Source organism: Lamprobacter modestohalophilus, from assembly GCF_016583905.1.
GTDB lineage: Bacteria > Pseudomonadota > Gammaproteobacteria > Chromatiales > Chromatiaceae > Lamprobacter > Lamprobacter modestohalophilus.
Window position 1 is genome coordinate 1 of sequence record NZ_NRRY01000073.1, and the last position, 15,941, is coordinate 15,941.

Genomic DNA, 15,941 nt, shown 5'->3' on the forward strand with positions numbered 1-15,941 from the left:
ACCAAAGGCGAGGCCTACGATCCAAAGCACGCCTTGAGTCAGGCGGTTTAACCGCCGCGAGCACCGATGAGGGATTGAGTCACATCCGAGCGAGCACGATCACCCACACCACGAGTTTCTAACCACGAGTTGCTAAGAGTGACTGTCACTGTGATGGCATGAAAGGCTTGTCCTGCATTCCTGAAACCCTGTAATCCTCACCAGCCGGCATCGCCGAGACTGAAACAGTGATAAGGACAGGAATGCGCGCGGATTCCATCAGGGCGCGAGGAGCGATCACGCCACCTCATCACGACGCCGGATATATGGCCGCAACGTTTCCTTCTGCTGAACAGTCAAGTGGCTCTTGCATCGCGGGGCGGACCATATATGAGGGTAGGGGCGCCAAGGCCGTGAACAGTGCTCCCGTTGCGATCAGAGCCAAGGCCGCGTCAGCCAGACGCCGGCCCAGAGATTGGGTTTTCACCGGTCGATGCGCTGGCCGGGTCGAGGGCGATGCGGGCACGGTTGGACGGTCTCACGGCGTATGCTGGACAGGGGAAGGCAATTAAGCGCTTCTCTGCAACGCAATGTAGCAGAGCCCTCACAAGGCTGCCGGATCACTCCCCGGCCAGGGCCAGTACGCGCTCGACGACGTCGTTGGCGAGCCAACCTCCATGACGGCGGATACGCTCGACACCCTGGGCCACCGAGTCCAGCTTGCCGCGCCGTTTGGCGTGCAGAAGCACGCCGAGGGAGCCCGTCATCGGGATGGAGCTACGGCGGGCAACCCGCCTCGCCTTGAGATCGTCCAGCACCACGGTGGCACCCGGAAGATCCAGGGCGAGTTGGATCACCGCCGCCTCGCCGAGATCCAACTCGCCCGCTAGAAGCGGCGAAATCCTGTTCGCCAGAGCGTACACTTCGATATCGGGTACCATTCGAAGCCTCCGGGCGGTGTCGTCCAGCTGGGCACCTGCCTCCAACTCCCGCAGCACAGGCTCCGGCACCAAGACCCGGCCGTAGAGCGCCGGTAGGGCATCGAGCCCACCCAAGGCAACGCTCAGGTGTATGACCGGGCTGCTATTGAGGATGATCACTGGCGGCCTCGGCAGCAGCGAGATCCCCCTCCAACTCCTCAGCGCCCACCTGGATGGTGGATACCCCAAGGCGGCCAAGCTCGGCGAGAAACGCTACTCGCCCCATTCCGATCAGGCCGGCGGCCTGCCCTGAGCTGAGCCTGCCAATCTCGAACAATTTGGCGGCCATGGCCAGACTTGCCTCACGCTCAAACTCCGCTCGGGACATATGCAGCGCATCGGGGAAGGTTTCCGGGTAATCGACGTGCAAGGTATTGCTCATGGCCAAGTGCTCTTGGGTGCGCAGGCGTATCGCTCATCTTCGCCGAATCGACCTGGCGAAACCAGAGGCGCGAGGACGTCTTAGGACAGTCGGTGTCATCGCTGGTTCTGGCGAGTGTCTGCTGCCCACGCGGCTACAGAACCCGGACAGCAATACGCCAATATCCGGAATTGGCCGGTTGCGGACGTCAGGACCAATGGCCACGAAGCACGAGTTGCTGCCTCCCGGAAGCCCGTGATGGCGGTGGACCTATCCGGACATTGACGCTCTCCTGCCAAGGCCCATCCGCCTCGAGATTGGGTAGCCTGGCTACCTCGAACCAGGTCCCCAACAGTCGATCAAGATCGACCCGAGTCGCAGGCGGCTGTCGAGGCTGCTGAGGCGCCCAGGAAGCAGCGTGCGCAAGGCCAAAAGAGGGCGCTTGATCATGCCTCTGGAGTTGGGCGTCGATGGCGACGAAGCAGCCCGCGCTTGGATGCGGTTGGTGCGTCGCCCCTGTGCTGACTGGCCGCGATCACCGGCGCTTGCTGGCTTGTTGCCGCCGCCAGTCGCGCCCGTTCAACACCGCCGAGGCGACCAGCGCTGCCAGCGCCAAGCCGACGACCCAAACGTCGATGAGCACCGGATTCCACGACTCCCCCGTCAGCGCGTCAGCGTAGTACTTGATGTACGACGCCGGCAACCCGGTCTCACCGAGGGCGGCTTTGACCTGCCAATGCCAGTCGGTCAGCGGGCAGTAGCCCCAGCCGTACCAGGCGCCGAGCCCGACCCAGGAGCCGAGCGTGAGCACCACCACGAGCAGGTGTAAGCGCCGGATGCGAGCCCACATCCAACCGGTGAGGATGAACAGCACCAGGGCCGCGTGCAGCAGGAACAGCGCTTGGTCGAGCAGCCTCAATGTGGAAACGTCCATCGTGACCTCAGCTCTGACTTCGCGGTGCTTCCTACTCGCGGTCGAGGACCCTCAAGGGCAGGGGCCATGGATGCCAGCGCATTCGGGAACGAAACCGGTGCCTGCGGTCATGAGGACAAACGTGCCTCCAGAGCCCAGGGCCTGACGCCGTCCTTGGCCAAGCGCTGCCGGTCAGCACTCAGGCCATGACGATGTCGAACTGCGCCGCCAGGTGTCCGGAGCCGTCCTGCGAGGACCGAAACGGGACGGTCACCGCCGCCCGCTCCTCGGCGGACAACAGGCTGCGCAGGAAGTCGCGACCGTTCTCGCGGGCGCCGTCGACGTAGAGTTGGGTCACGAGTGGCTTGCGGCCCGGTGCCGTGACGGCTACATGGATATGGGGTGCACGGCCCGGATAGGGCACCGGTTTGATGGTGCGAAACCGGTAGCTGCCATCGCTGCCAGAGCGCGTTTTGCCATAGCCCTGAAAATGAGGGTCGCGGGGCCGACTGCCTTTGTCGGCGCGATGGAGGTAGCGTCCGTTGGCATCGCATTGCCAGATCTCGACCAGCGCAGCAGCGATCGGTGTGCCGTCGAGATCCATCACCCGGCCGCTGAGGTCGGTGATCTGCCCCTGGGACGGGTCGCGGTCCATCAGGCGGGTCAGATCGTTGTCCTGATCAAGTGGAAAGTGCTCCGGATAGAACGGGCCGCGCATCTGTGGCGGCGTCGCCATCCGGTTCGATGCGAGCGCGGGCAGCGCTCCGCTGGCGAGGCCCGCAGCGGCCAGGAGGAGTCGCCGGCGTGCCGGGTGAAGGGGTTGCTCGTGCATCTCGACGCGCCCTGTGTGCTTGGTCATTCTCGTCAGATGGGCGCGACGATCGGCGTTTACAGCTCGCCGCGCACGACGCCGATCAACGGGTCATTTCGGTCTTTGGTCTACACTTCCGTGAACCAGGTCACAGTATTCTGATGAGGCCTTCAATGGACAGCCAGACCAGCTCCCTTGACCCCGGCGAGACGCTGCAGGCCTTCCTGGCCTCGTTGCGGGACGATTTCCGCCGCCCGCTGGTTGACTCGTTGCGGCGTTCGCTTGAATCCGACCGACTCGGGGGCGCCGATGCCGCCACTGTTGATACGGCGTTCGAGTGCGTCGTGGATGGGGCAGGGCAACGGCGTTGATGAACGTCTTCACGTCAAAGAGCCTGGCCGCCACCCGCGCTCCTCGACGTCAACCCCCTGTGGCCGGACCGCCAGCATGTACCGGCTGCCGACCGCGCGTCGGTGGCGGGCGCAGCCGACCCTGCCAGCGCAGAAACCCCCGCTCCTCGGGCAGCAGCAGCGTCCTGGCCGAGGCCTCATTCGGTGTCGCGACCCCGTTCGTCTCCGCTTCACGCGGCACCGATGTCGGTGCGCGCTGAGCCCGATACAGTGCACAGATCGGACAGCCATCATCGAAGCGCAGCTGATCGGCGATCAGATAGGGCACCTCGCAGCGCAGGCAGCTGATCAACCGTGCCGCGCCGACCTGCAGATCGCAGCTCGCCACCCAACAGCGGGTCATGTCCAGACTCCGCCCAGCGCCGAGCAGGTGCTGACACTGATCATGCGCCTCGATCGCCGCGTAGATGCTGCGCGTGCGATGGCCGGGAAGGTGGCGAATCAGCCGGTTCCCGCCGCAACGCAGATAGAGTACCGCGAACAGGCTCGCCTGCAGCTGCTGGCGTCGAGTCCCCATCATCGCGCCACCGAGCCCCGGCAGCTGTCCCGAGGGCGCCGGGACGCCATGGTATTCACGATAGACCTCGCGCAGCATCGGCCGTGAGAGACCAGTCTCCTGATGCACGATCGAGATCCGCGCACGCCGGGCGATCAGTTCGATGGCCAGGCGCATCTTGGCATGGTGCTCCAGGATCATCAGCGCGACCCCGCCAGTTCAGGCTGCTCGCCATCGCCCAACTGGTGCAGGAGCAGTTGCAGCTCAGCGACATCGCGTAAGGGCTTCTCGGTACAGGCGCTCAGCAAGGGCTCCACATCGCTCGGAAAGCGCGCCTGAAACACCAGCCCGGGCATCACAGCCAGCTGCTCGATGGTCTCTGGGCTGGCCGATAGCAGCCAGTTCCGCAAGGCGGTATCCAGACCGAAGAGCCCCTCGATCAAACGCTCCTGGCCGGCGCGCAGCCCATCACGGGCGGCATGCAGATAGGCACGATTGAGACGGTGAATGCTCTCAAGGGTGTCGTCGGGAATCAGTGGCATGAAGAGGCTCCTTTTGCGTCAGGGTGTTGATCTGCGTCGAGATTAGGGCGGAGCTCGCGCGCTGTTCAGCGATCAATCGGGGCTAATGTCACATCGGTGACATTTGCATCACTGGGCGTTTCGTCGCTTGCATGCGATGCAGCATTGACAATGCGCCTGACTAATGGATCAGTCGTCCAGGTGCAACGCCGCCAAGAGCTGTGCCCGGCGTGGATCGGGTGCCGCCGTGTCGGCGATGGTGGCTGTCTGTGCGTCAGCCGCTGTCGATGCCGGGGCCACCGACAAGCCGCGCAGCCCCAACAGCGCCAGTTGGCGCAAGCGCTCCGCGCGCGAGCGCACGGGTAGTGCGCCCAGCGCCGCATGCAGCTCCGGATGCTCAAGGCCGCTCAGGCGTACCTGCACCCGCAACGCCTCAGCGTCTGGCATAGTGGAAATAGCCGCGCGCGTTGGCACTGACCGGGTCCACCGGCTGCTGTAATGGAACGCCCGGAAACAGCGCGCCGAGCGCCGGCGCAAACCAGCGCGCCCCACCACCGGTGAGCAGGATCAGATCGACCTCGGTCTGCTCGCGGCGCAGATCCTGACGCAACGCCTCCAGCGCGACCGGCACCCGCTCGGCGGCGGCCTGCTCCAGGTAGGGTGCCAGGGTCAAGCGCTGACCCCGCGTCAAGATCGTGGCTCGATCCTCACCCAGCGCCTGTTCGATCGCCGCTAACGGTGGCAGGCCGCCGCGTTCGCTGGCAATCCGCCCCGCCGCCTGCTCGATCAGCACGCTCATCGCCTCCAGACTGGTCCCGGTCGTGGTCCGGCGCAGATCACCGCCGACCAGCAGCGCCCAGTCGACCGAGAAGAAGCCGACATCGAGGACCAACACCGTCCCTTCGCTGATCCGATCCAACACCTCAGGCTCGGCCTGCATCAGCACATCGATGAAGGTGCCAATCGGCTGCGCCAGGACCCGCACATCGACCACCTCGACCAGCCCGCGTGGCGTCTGATGCGGGCCGCGCAGCCGTTGGCGCAGCGCCTCGCGACGAGCGGGGTCCATCGCCTGCGCGACCGGCAAGCCCGTGACCAGGCAGTCGATGCGCGCGCCAGGTACATGGCTCAACGCCGCCAACCACAGGGCCTGATAGCTCCGACTCGCCGGGTAGTCGGCATGCAGCGCCCGCTGCCAGCCCGAGACCCGGCTCGGGCGGATGCCGGCGATCCAGGGCTCGCCGTTGACGCTGACCGCCAACCCCTCCTCGGTGGGCGTTGAACGGCCGCCCTTCGCCGACACGCCCAATGCTTCGGCCACCAGGGCCTTCGGTGCGGCCATGGCCGGCAACACCAGCAGCCGCGGGCGCCCTCCCGCCTGACCCCAGGCGAGCTTCAGATGGCTATAGCCAATATCCAGACCAACAAACGGCATCACTGCACTCCTCAAATGGTGAGAACGACACGCCCCGAACGACTGACGAACGACTGAGCGCCCTGGCCACTCTGGCCTGACAGTCCTCCGGCACCGGGGATATCCGCTGCGACGCGCGCTGAGGACGTGGGCGGACCCTGTGACGGCGGCCTGCTGTCTGCGAGAACGACTGGCGAGCGACGCCGAGCGGAGGCACAGCATGCCGGCCTCGCTGGGGCTGCCGACACGGCGAAAGACGCGCGTTTGGCGTCTCTTTCGCTACTGCGATCCGCACCCCTGCGACCTAGCATGGTCGCCACAGAAGCCCCGACACCTGTCCAGGTGCCCGGTGGTGGGCTCGGTACAGGTGTGCAGGGCCTTGATCAGAGGCCGATAAGTGATTGAAATGACGACTGATGGCGCCGTGTGCAGGCCACCGATACGGCCCAGATGGACGGATGCCTCGCGCGCGGGCATCGCCACTGCGGGTGGGCAAGACCGCCAGCGCCGACAGGTGGACCGCACAGGGCGCCAAGGGAGGTGGGCAGCGACCGGGGAATCGACCTGCAAACGCTTGAATCAAGACACTTGTTTCCTGTGCGCAGGAGGGTGTGCACGACCCAGGTGTCGATGGCAGCGCTGGGGGCAGGAGGTGGTCAGCCATGCCTGACCAGCCGCTCAGCCACAGCGCTGTACAGGTGACCCAACAGGGGGTCGCCCACCGAGGTAAACAGGAGGCAGAGACCGCATCCGCAGGGCGTGCCGTGGCTCCTGCAGACCCCGAAAGCCGCCTGTTCGAGGCGCTGTGCAACACCTTCGAGGCCATCCGTGCCGAACTGCGCCTCGAGGCCGAGACGCTCGAGCTTGAGATCATGACCCGGCTGCGTGAGACCCGGCTCCTGCAACCGGTCGGGATGCGCAGCTCGCGCCTCGGGATGCGCGTGCGCAAACCCCGTCGGCCCGGTGGCAGCTTTACGCTCGAGTGGTATCGCGTGCGCTGGCGTGGGCGCACAGACTACATCGCCCGTGGTGCCGGGGATCGCTACGGCCGCAAGGCCTTCATCGGCGCCTTGGCCTGGGAGCGGGCGATCGCGTTGGACGCCGAGCAGCGCCTCAGCGCGATCCGGCGGCAACTGCGTCTGATGAGCGAGATCGAGCGACGCCTGAAGGCGCTGCAGGGGTTGCGGGCGCAGGAAGCACCGGAGACGATCGACGCTCAGGCGCTCACCGGCCCGCACGGAGAGGATTCGGCATGAATCGACTCGTCGCCTGGTGTCTCGGGACAGACGAGGCTCTCAAGCCGCCACAGCCGAGCCTGGCCGCTGCGCCACAAACCCTGGCCCCCGAACCCGTCGACCTGGAGGAGATTCCGCGCTATCCGCCTTTCGCCCGCGGACTGCCGGTGGCGACGGTGGAGCAACTGCTCGAGAGTCAGTCGGAGCTGATCGAGCGGCTGAAGCAGCAGTTGGGTCTGGGTGACGATGACGATGGCACGCCACGCTGGGCGACCTACATCGAGCCGGTGATCCGCCGCTATGCCGCGTTCGTGCATCTGCTCCCGGCCAGCGAGGCGCACCATCACTGCGGCAGTGGCGGGCTGCTGCGCCACGGGCTCGAGGTCGCCTTCAGGGCGACGATGCTCAGTCAGGGCGTGCTCGTTGCGCGCGATCGCCCGCGCGAGCAGCAGCTGCAGATCGAGCCGCGTTTTGCCTCGGCTGCCGCCCTGGCCGGATTGCTGCACGATGCCGGCAAGGCGATCGCCGATGTCAGCGCCACCGATCGTGACGGGCAGCTGACCTGGAGTCCGTTCCAAGGCGACCTGCTCGACTGGGCCAGTCGCCACGGGTTGCGACGCTACTTCCTGCACTGGCGCGCGGGTCGTGGCGGTGATCATGAGCCGTTCAGCCTGGCCGCGTTGCGCAGGATCCTGCCAGGGCACATCGATGCCTGGCTCAGCACGCCGGATCCGCGGGTCTATGTCGGCTTCCTCAGTGCCATCACCCAAGTGCCGCATCCCAGCCCCCTGGTCGACCTGGTGCGCCGGGCTGATCGCTCCAGCGTCGAGCAGGATCTGAAGACCCACCGCATCGCCCCTTTGGAGACGGCGGTCGGGGTGCCGGTCGAGCGCTACCTGATCGATGGCATGCGCCGGTTGCTGCATGAAGGGCGCTGGCAGGTCAATGTGCCCGGTGCGCGCGTCTGGCTGTTGCGCGAAGGCGGTCTGCATCTGGTCTGGCCGGCCGCGGCGCGTGACCTGACCGAGCGGCTGGCGGCGGATCATCTACCCGGTATTCCACGCGATCCGGACACCCTCGCGGAGTTGCTGCTCGAACGCGGACTGATCGTCGTGCAGACCGATCCCAACGCTCAGGGGCCGACCTGGCGTCTGGCTCCGGCGCCTTTGGCGCGTCAGGATGGCACGCCGGTCTGGCTGCATCTGCTGCGCCTCAGTGATCCCAGCTTGTTGTTCCCGTTCGGCGCACCGGCGCCGGTTGAGGTCATGTCGACGATGCAGACGGTGAGCGCGCCGGTGCCGGCCGTGCAGGACGCGATGCAGGAAACGCGCGAAGCCGATGCGCAGCAGGAGACCAGGGACCCTGTCACTGAGGAGGTGGCTGCCGCGGAACCCAACGCGGAAGCGGCGCAAAAGGTGGCGGTGGCGCATACCGCTGACGTGGCGCCAGTCTCCGCGGTTCAAGCTGAATCGCCAGAGCCAGAGCCAGAGCCAGCGCAAGTTGCTGCAGAGACCCGCCTGCGGGCGCTGCTGAAGCAGAGTGCCGATTTGATGGATCATCTCGATCAGCTCGGGGCCGCTGACGGCGAGACCGCGATCTGGCGCGATGGGCTCTATTGGCTGCGTTATCCCGACTGGTTCGCCAGGGTGGGCTGGTCACCACGGGTCGCGGCCGATGCGCTGAGCGCGGATGGACTGATCGAGTCCGATCCGGCCACGCCGATGCGGCGCGTGCGGGATCATGCCGGTGCACGCTGGATCGTGTTGAGCCCCGTCTGCTCCGAGGCCCTGCGTGCATGGCTGGATGCGCTGCCATGCGAGCTGCCGACAGAGCGGCCAGTCCAGGTGTCGGCAGAGGTGTTCGAGCCTCCAGCCGAGCCCTCGCCCGAGGCGTCGACATCCCTCGATGCCGGCCAAACCATCCCAACGCGACCCCTACCGCCACCGCCAGCGCCCCGCGTGGGTGTCGAAAGCCTCCATCCGCAGGTGGTCGAGCGGCTCATCCTGGAACTGTGCCCTGCCCAGGGACAGCGCGAGCGGCGGTTGAGTCGCACCGCCTTGCAAACCTTGGCCAAGCAACGTGGCTTTGGCGTCTATCGGCTGCGCGATGCACTGCTCCGTGATGAGCGGGTGCGTGCTGAGGGCCTTGACCTACTGATCCGTCAGGAACGGTCATCATGAGTCTGCGCTACACCAATCCCTGGCGTCCGAACTATGAGGCACAGGCCGTCGGCCTGTGGCTGCTGCTCGGGGCCTTCGCCTTTGCCAGCGCCGATCATTGGCAGCTGCACCGCGGTGCCTTCCACGCCTTCGCCCTGCTGGCCTTGTTCATGGCCTTGACCTGGCTGCCGGGGGCCCTGCGGCAGCACCGACTCCGCAAGAACCTCCAAGGCCGCGAGCTGGCCTTCGTCACCGCCGTCGACCTGGCGCAGACCATGGCGCGTTTTCCCGGTCAGCTCTGGCTCGGGCAAGGCTTCCCCTGGGAGCGCGAGCAGGCACAGCTGGCCCATGATCTGCTGCGAATCGGTCCGTCGCAGTTGACCGAGGTCTCACCGAGTGCGGTCGGCGCGCATTGGCTGCATGGACTGGCCCCGCGCGAGGAGGATCTGGCGGTGCCGCTCTCGACCCTGGAAGGGCATCTCCTGGTGGTTGGGACCACCGGTGCCGGTAAGACGCGGCTGTTCGATCTGTTGATCACCCAGGCCGTGCTGCGCGGTGAGTCGGTGCTGATCATCGACCCCAAAGGCGATCGCGAACTGCGCGACAACGCCCGGCGCGCCTGTGCGCTGGCCGGGCGACCGGGGGCCTTCGTTTCTTTCCATCCGGCGTTTCCGGCGCAGTCCTGCCGCCTCGACCCGATGGCCACCTTCGGTCGGTATACCGAGCTGGCCAGTCGCATCGCGGCACTGGTGCCCTCGGAGACCGGCGCCGATCCCTTCAAGGCCTTCGGTCAGATGGCAATGACGCATGTGATCGCCGGTCTGCTGTTGGTCGAGGAGCGCCCGAACCTGCTCAAGCTGCGCCATTACCTCGAAGGCGGAGTCGATGCGCTGGTCGAGCGGGCGCTGGTCGCTTACAGCACGCAGATCGACCCGGGCTTTGATCCGCAACGGCTGCAACAGGAGGGGCGCTCGGGTGGCTCGCGTGTGCCGGCGCTGATCCGGCACTACCGAAACAAGATCGCCCCATCCCAGCCGTCATCGGTGATCGACGGCCTGGTGACGCTCTACACCCACGAGCGGGTGCACTTCTCGAAGATGGTCGCGAGTCTGATGCCAGTGCTGGTGATGCTGACCTCTGGTGAGTTGGGGCCATTGCTCTCACCGGATCAGGATGACGAGCAGGATCAACGTTCCCTCGAGCGGCTCACGCGATTGATCAACGATCGAGCCGTGACCTACATCGGTCTGGACTCCCTCTCCGACGGCATGGTCGGCAGCGCGATTGGCTCGCTGGTGATCGCCGAGCTGACCGCGGTGGCGGGCGAACGCTACAACTATGGCGCTGCCAACAAGCCGGTCAGCGTCTTCATCGACGAGGCCGCTGAGGTGATGAACGACCCCTTCGTGCAGTTGCTGAACAAGGGCCGTGGCGCCGGACTGCGGCTGACCGTGGCCACGCAGAGCTTTGCTGACTTCGCTGCGCGCACTGGCAGCAAGGACAAGGCCACCCAGGTGCTGGCGAACCTGAACAACCTGATCGCGTTGCGGGTGCTCGATGCCGAGACCCAGACCTACATCACCGACAGTCTGCCAAAGATTCGTCTTCAGACCGTGATGCGCACTCAGGCCAGCAGCACCCAGTCCGACAATCCGCTGCTCTACAGCGGCAATGCCGGTGAGCGCCTGATCGAGGAGGAGGGCGAGCTACTGCCGCCGGCCTTGCTCGGGCATCTGCCGAATCTGGAGTACATCGGTCGCTTGGCTGGGGGACGGACGATCAAGGGCCGATTGCCGATCCTGGTGGCGCCGGAGGCGTTGGCCGAGGAGGCTACAACTGGACTCAAGGCCGAGACTGCGCGCGCGCCCGAGACTGACACGCAAATCCAGCGGGAGTTAGGGATGGCGATCTTGGTCAGCGAGGAGAACGGCCTGCCAACGTCGGCAACTGAGTCTGTCTCCGATCCTGTGCCAGGCGATGCTGTCGCGCCTGTCGCACAGCCCGAGACTGCACAGCCTCGTCCAGGGAATGCCCTAACCGATGGCGACTGACGCCCAAACCAAGACCAGCTGGCTCTGGGCGACGACGGTCGCTGTCATGCTGTTGATCATGGAATTCGTGCTGCTCTCGGCGCTGATCCCGGCCGATTGGTCGACGCGGATGCGGGATCAGGAGGTGCATTGGGTCTCGAGTCAGTTAGGGGATGAGACGGCGACCGCGGTCTTTGCGGCGGCCCAGCGCGGGTACGGGACTGTCTTCCTGCGCTCCGGGCTGGTCGATGCCAGCTATGCGCTGCTACTGCCGGATGCTGCCGTTGTCAATGAGACGCCCGAGCTCGACAAGCTGGCCGCTGTTCCGATCTGGCCCTGGGTCAAGACCCGACTCGATCTGATCTGGTTCGCCATCTATCTGGCCATCCAGCGCCTGGTGGTGCTCTTCGCCTGGTGGCCGTTCATCGGCTTCGCCATCCTCAGCGCGGTCGCTGATGGGCTGATCCGCCGACGCATCCGCCTGGCTGGGTTCGATTATCCGAGCCCCTTGGCGCATCGGTTGGCGGTGCGCATCTTGATCGGATTGGCGTTCCTGGTTGGCTTCGGGCTGCTGTTGCCCTTACCGGTGCCGCCTCTGGCCGTGCCGGTGCTGGCATTGATGTCAGCCGGTGCACTTTCCGTACTGCTCACGCAGACGCAGAAGCGGATCTAGCGTGCTGCTGGCGACCACGTTTTATGCCGCTTCTTCGCGCAGCGCGTCCTCCAGAAACACTGCAAGCCTGCGCCTGAGTGGTCTGCGGCTGAGCACGCGCCACTGCGCACTCGCTGGGGCACGTATCAAAGTGTTCACGTACGCTCATTTTTTCTTGTCATTGAACGATGAAACTGCCATTTTTTACCGTACGGTATCGATGTTGAGGGGCAGTGATGACAGAAGAAGCGACCCTTTACGGGGTGATTCGGACCACCGAGGATCTCGGGCGTTTGGCACGCGCCCATCGCAAACAGCGTCATCTGACGCTGGAGACGGTGTCCGGGCTTGGCAACCTGAGTCCGCGTTTCCTGTCGGAATTCGAACGCGGCAAGGAGACCGCCGAGATCGGCAAGGTGCTGAAGGCGCTGCGCACGCTCGGCCTGGAAGTCAGCGTCCAACCACGCGCAGGCGGAGCGCCAACGCCCGCTCGGCAGATCACCAAGGAGATCCTTCTTTGAGCGATGCTGACCGCCTCAGCGTCTGGTATGAGCAACGCCTGGTTGGCGAATTGTGGCGTGATCCGCTCGGCCGCATCGGGTTTCACTATGACCCCTCCTGGATCACCAGCGGGGGCTTTGCCGTGTCACGCTCCTTGCCACTGGCAGGTCGCACCTTTGCGCCTGACGCAAGGATTGCGCATCATTTTTTTGCCAACCTGTTGCCTGAAGGATCGGTTCGTGATCATCTCGTGCGTGACCTCAAGTTGCCGAACACCGATTTCGACCTGCTGCGGGCCATCGGCGGTGAGTGCGCCGGGGCCCTGTCGATCCTGCTCCCGAATCAAACCCCGTCGAGGCAGCAACAGTACCATGCACTGACGGAACAGGAGTTGGCCAAGCTGGTCGCACGGCGTGGACGCATTGGCGCGGCTTGGTTCACTGAGGAGCGTCCCCGGTTATCGCTCGCCGGTGCGCAGGATAAATGCCCGGTGCTGATGCGCGACGATCAGGTGCTGCTACCGCAACGCGAAGCGCCCTCCAGCCACATCTTGAAGTTCGAGCTAGCGGACTATCGACATCTGCCCGCCTATGAGACCTTCACCACCCAGTTGGCCGCTGCCATCGGCTTACCGGTGGTCGATATCCGGTTGCAGTCGATTGGCCGGACGCGCTATGCGCTCATCGCACGCTACGATCGTATCTGGGATGATCAGGGCGGATTACGTCGGCTGCACCAGGAAGATGTTTGTCAGGCCCTGGGTTTCGGGCCGGAGCGGAAATACCAGGAACACGGTGGACCCTCCTTCGCTCAGTGCTATCAGCTGGTGCAGGAGGCGTCCAGTGAGCCGGCCATCGATACCCAATCCCTGCTCCAGTGGCAGATCTTCAATGTGCTCGCGGGCAACTCCGATGGTCACGCCAAGAACCTCTCCCTGTTACATCTCCAGGATGACGCGACCCGTTTGGCGCCGTTTTATGATCTGCTCTGTACCCGCGCCATCGAACGCATCGATGCGCATCTTGCATTCAGTGTGGGTGGTGAGCGCAATCCAAGCCTGATCACAGGGGCACATTGGGAAACGCTGGCGAAGGCCTGCGATATCCGACCGTCCTTCCTGACCAATCTGGTGCACAAGACCGCCGCCTCGTTACTGGAGAGGATCGGCCCGGAGCGAGAGGCTTTCGAGGCCCGATATGGTGCCTATCCGGCACTGCAACGCATTGAAAAAGTGGTCCGCACGCAGTGCCGACGTCATGATGGATGACCCCGTCTGACGGACGCGGAATGCATCAGAGCGCCTGCCAGTGGCGGTCCGACCACGAGCGCATCGGGGGCGGCGCACGCCAGAACGGTCAGCAGCCGGCCAATCGACCGCTGAGGCGGGCTGTCGATCGGATCAGCGAAAGGCTCAGCCAATCGATTGATAAAACACAATAGGTCAGCCCCATAGTGATCATCCGATCAAACGATTTCACCCCAAGCGTTGTGGCGCCTAATCTGGTGTCAACCTCGAACGAGGCCTGACACCTCATCAACAGGAGCTGTAACCATGACCACCGACATCCAGACCACCCCCGCCATGCCACGCCTGAACGAGCCGGCCCCGGCCTTCGATGCCCCGACCACCCACGGGCGCAAGACCCTCGAGGACTACCGCGGCCAATGGCTGGTGTTGTTCTCGCATCCGGCCGACTTCACCCCGGTCTGCACCACGGAGTTCATCGCCTTCGCCAAGCGCCATGCCGACTTCAAGGCGCTCGGCTGCGAATTGCTGGGTCTGTCGATCGACAGCAACTTCTCCCACATCGCCTGGGAGCGCAACATCAAGGAGAAGTTCGGTGTCGAGATCGGCTTCCCGATCATCGCCGATCTCTCGATGCAGGTGGCCAAGGCCTACGGCATGATCCAGCCCGGCGCCAGTGACACCTCCGCGGTGCGCGCCACCTTCATCATCGACCCCAATGGCGTGCTGCGCGCGATGGTCTACTACCCGATGAGCAACGGTCGCTCGATCGACGAGTTCGTGCGCCTGGTCAAGGCGCTGCAGACCTCCGATGAGCATGGCGTGGCGACCCCTGAGGCCTGGCAGCCTGGTGACAAGGTCATCGTGCCACCGCCAGCAACGGCCGAGCAGGCAGAGGCGCGCATGGCCGAGGGCTATGAGTGCAGCGATTGGTACTTCTGTAAGAAGGCGCTCTAAGTCAGGGAGCGATCATGGGCGGCGCGATGCCGCCCAGCAATCGCCTGAGAGGGATCAGTCCCGGTCCAGGAGTATTCGTGCGCGCTCCGATCGATCAGGGCCGTGTGCGTCGGCTGGCCGCTGCAGCATCGTTGCAGCCGACGACTTATCCTCTGAGCAACGTTTCTGAACGCATCCGTTTGCATGTGAATCAACATGAAAACCTAACGATGGGGCAGCATAATAAACGAATAAAAACGCAGCACGTTATCCTAATCATCCAGAAGCCTAGGCTTCGAGCAACGAGGCAGATTGATGGCCGCCCCCTCCAAAAAACTTGCCGAGTCACTTGAGGTTCTCAAGACCCTCCAGAAGCAAGGCGGTGTCGCGATCCGGTCGGTGGATCTGTCACGCGTTCATCGCGAGCGCTTGCTCAAAGGCGGATTCCTGAGAATGGTCATGAAAGGGTGGTACATACCGGCCCACCCCGGTGAACCTGATGGAGAAAGCACGATCTGGTATGCCAACTTCTGGGGTTTTTGTGCCGTTTATCTTCGCGAGCGCTTCGGTGACGCTTGGTCGCTTTCAGCAGAACAGTCCCTCCTGCTGCATACCGGAAACCGAACGGTACCCGGCCAACTCCTAGTTCGAACCCCCAAAGGGGGCAACAAGGTCATCACATTGCTTCACGGGACATCCGTGCTTGATGTCCGTGCCGCCATGCCTAAACCAGAGGAGACCGTCGAACTGGACGGTCTCAGGCTGTACTCACCCTGTGCCGCCTTGGTGTTCAGTGCACCCGGTTTTTTCCGCCAGTTTGCGACCGAGGCACGGGCGGCGCTTGCCATGGTTCAAGAGGCCTCGGATCTGCTTCGCCCACTGCTCGAAGGGGGGCATAGCACCATCGCCGGTCGCCTCGCTGGTGCACTGCGAAATATTGGTCGTCGCAGCCTGGCTGAAGAGATCGTCACAACCATGCAAGCGGCTGGTTACACCATTCGCCTGGAAGATCCGTTTGATACAACGGCGACAACCTTGCTGACTGGGCGTGACATCTCCCCCCAAGTCAATCGCATGCGTCTCATGTGGGAGTCCATGCGAGAGCCCATTGCGACGCGTTTTCCGGCCGCCCCTGGACGGCCGAAGCAACCACAGGATTATCTGGCGGACGTTGAGGATATCTATCCCACCGACGCCTACCACTCCCTGTCCATCGAGGGCTACCGGGTCAGTGCTGAGTTGATCGAGCAGGTGCGTAGCGGTCACTGGAATCCTGATGGCAACGACGGTGATCGGG

At 64.5% G+C, this 15,941-nt stretch carries 17 protein-coding genes; 9 read left to right on the top strand and 8 right to left on the bottom strand.

From position 1 onward, the window contains the following. Nucleotides 1-599: 599 nt before the first annotated feature. The 4 genes from CKO42_RS28355 to CKO42_RS23955 form a co-directional block, all read right to left on the bottom strand. A complete protein-coding gene (locus CKO42_RS28355; RefSeq protein ID WP_200250488.1) occupies nucleotides 600-1,079 on the bottom strand; it encodes a PIN domain-containing protein in 480 nt (159 codons plus the stop codon). Continuing rightward, nucleotides 1,063-1,341, bottom strand: a complete 279-nt coding sequence (locus CKO42_RS23945) for a UPF0175 family protein (RefSeq protein WP_200250491.1) — start codon at nucleotides 1,339-1,341, stop codon at nucleotides 1,063-1,065. Before CKO42_RS23945 ends, CKO42_RS28355 begins: the two co-directional genes overlap by 17 nt. 514 nt (nucleotides 1,342-1,855) lie before the next feature. Beyond that, nucleotides 1,856-2,254, bottom strand: coding sequence for a DUF2784 domain-containing protein (locus tag CKO42_RS23950; protein ID WP_200250494.1), 399 nt, complete (start codon nucleotides 2,252-2,254; stop codon nucleotides 1,856-1,858). 178 nt (nucleotides 2,255-2,432) lie between these two features. Next, nucleotides 2,433-3,092: a dioxygenase family protein gene (locus CKO42_RS23955; RefSeq protein WP_200250497.1), complete on the bottom strand. Its 660-nt coding sequence runs from the start codon at nucleotides 3,090-3,092 to the stop codon at nucleotides 2,433-2,435. Between the two features lie 125 nt (nucleotides 3,093-3,217). On the opposite strand from CKO42_RS23955, the gene CKO42_RS23960 reads away from it, so the two are divergent. Further along, the gene (locus CKO42_RS23960) at nucleotides 3,218-3,415 is read left to right on the top strand and encodes a hypothetical protein (RefSeq protein ID WP_200250499.1); all 198 of its coding nucleotides are present in this window, start codon (nucleotides 3,218-3,220) and stop codon (nucleotides 3,413-3,415) included. A 49-nt stretch (nucleotides 3,416-3,464) separates the two neighbouring features. Here the strand turns inward: CKO42_RS23960 and CKO42_RS23965 are convergent, their stop codons facing one another. From CKO42_RS23965 to CKO42_RS23980, 4 genes are all read right to left on the bottom strand, one after another. Then, nucleotides 3,465-4,151, bottom strand: coding sequence for a FlhC family transcriptional regulator (locus CKO42_RS23965; protein ID WP_200250509.1), 687 nt, complete (start codon nucleotides 4,149-4,151; stop codon nucleotides 3,465-3,467). Beyond that, nucleotides 4,151-4,492 (bottom strand): hypothetical protein, encoded by a 342-nt coding sequence (locus CKO42_RS23970; protein WP_200250512.1) that lies wholly within the window; start codon nucleotides 4,490-4,492, stop codon nucleotides 4,151-4,153. The genes CKO42_RS23965 and CKO42_RS23970 overlap by 1 nt, the downstream gene beginning before the upstream one ends. A gap of 168 nt (nucleotides 4,493-4,660) precedes the next feature. Beyond that, entirely contained in the window at nucleotides 4,661-4,918 is a 258-nt protein-coding gene (locus CKO42_RS23975) for a hypothetical protein (protein ID WP_200250514.1), read from the bottom strand. Then, a complete protein-coding gene (locus CKO42_RS23980; protein ID WP_200250528.1) occupies nucleotides 4,905-5,906 on the bottom strand; it encodes a ParM/StbA family protein in 1,002 nt (333 codons plus the stop codon). Before CKO42_RS23980 ends, CKO42_RS23975 begins: the two co-directional genes overlap by 14 nt. A gap of 641 nt (nucleotides 5,907-6,547) precedes the next feature. Between CKO42_RS23980 and mobI the strand changes: the two genes are divergently transcribed. From mobI to CKO42_RS24020, 8 genes are all read left to right on the top strand, one after another. After that, complete coding sequence (mobI, locus tag CKO42_RS23985; protein ID WP_200250530.1) at nucleotides 6,548-7,141, top strand: conjugative transfer protein MobI(A/C); 594 nt, start codon at nucleotides 6,548-6,550, stop codon at nucleotides 7,139-7,141. Continuing rightward, nucleotides 7,138-9,300, top strand: a complete 2,163-nt coding sequence (gene mobH, locus CKO42_RS23990) for a MobH family relaxase (protein WP_200250538.1) — start codon at nucleotides 7,138-7,140, stop codon at nucleotides 9,298-9,300. Before mobI ends, mobH begins: the two co-directional genes overlap by 4 nt. Next, a complete protein-coding gene (gene traD, locus CKO42_RS23995; protein ID WP_476737485.1) occupies nucleotides 9,297-11,330 on the top strand; it encodes a conjugative transfer system coupling protein TraD in 2,034 nt (677 codons plus the stop codon). Before mobH ends, traD begins: the two co-directional genes overlap by 4 nt. Further along, the gene (locus CKO42_RS24000; protein ID WP_200250540.1) at nucleotides 11,320-11,982 is read left to right on the top strand and encodes an IncC plasmid conjugative DNA transfer DtrJ family protein; all 663 of its coding nucleotides are present in this window, start codon (nucleotides 11,320-11,322) and stop codon (nucleotides 11,980-11,982) included. Before traD ends, CKO42_RS24000 begins: the two co-directional genes overlap by 11 nt. A gap of 215 nt (nucleotides 11,983-12,197) precedes the next feature. Beyond that, the gene (locus tag CKO42_RS24005; RefSeq protein WP_200250542.1) at nucleotides 12,198-12,482 is read left to right on the top strand and encodes a helix-turn-helix domain-containing protein; all 285 of its coding nucleotides are present in this window, start codon (nucleotides 12,198-12,200) and stop codon (nucleotides 12,480-12,482) included. Further along, nucleotides 12,479-13,729, top strand: coding sequence for a type II toxin-antitoxin system HipA family toxin (locus CKO42_RS24010; RefSeq protein ID WP_200250546.1), 1,251 nt, complete (start codon nucleotides 12,479-12,481; stop codon nucleotides 13,727-13,729). The genes CKO42_RS24005 and CKO42_RS24010 overlap by 4 nt, the downstream gene beginning before the upstream one ends. A 285-nt stretch (nucleotides 13,730-14,014) precedes the next feature. Continuing rightward, nucleotides 14,015-14,665, top strand: a complete 651-nt coding sequence (locus tag CKO42_RS24015; RefSeq protein ID WP_200250549.1) for a peroxiredoxin — start codon at nucleotides 14,015-14,017, stop codon at nucleotides 14,663-14,665. Nucleotides 14,666-14,959: 294 nt separating this feature from the next. Continuing rightward, the coding region (locus CKO42_RS24020) for a hypothetical protein (RefSeq protein ID WP_274608961.1) at nucleotides 14,960-15,941 on the top strand (982 nt) is incomplete at its 3' end.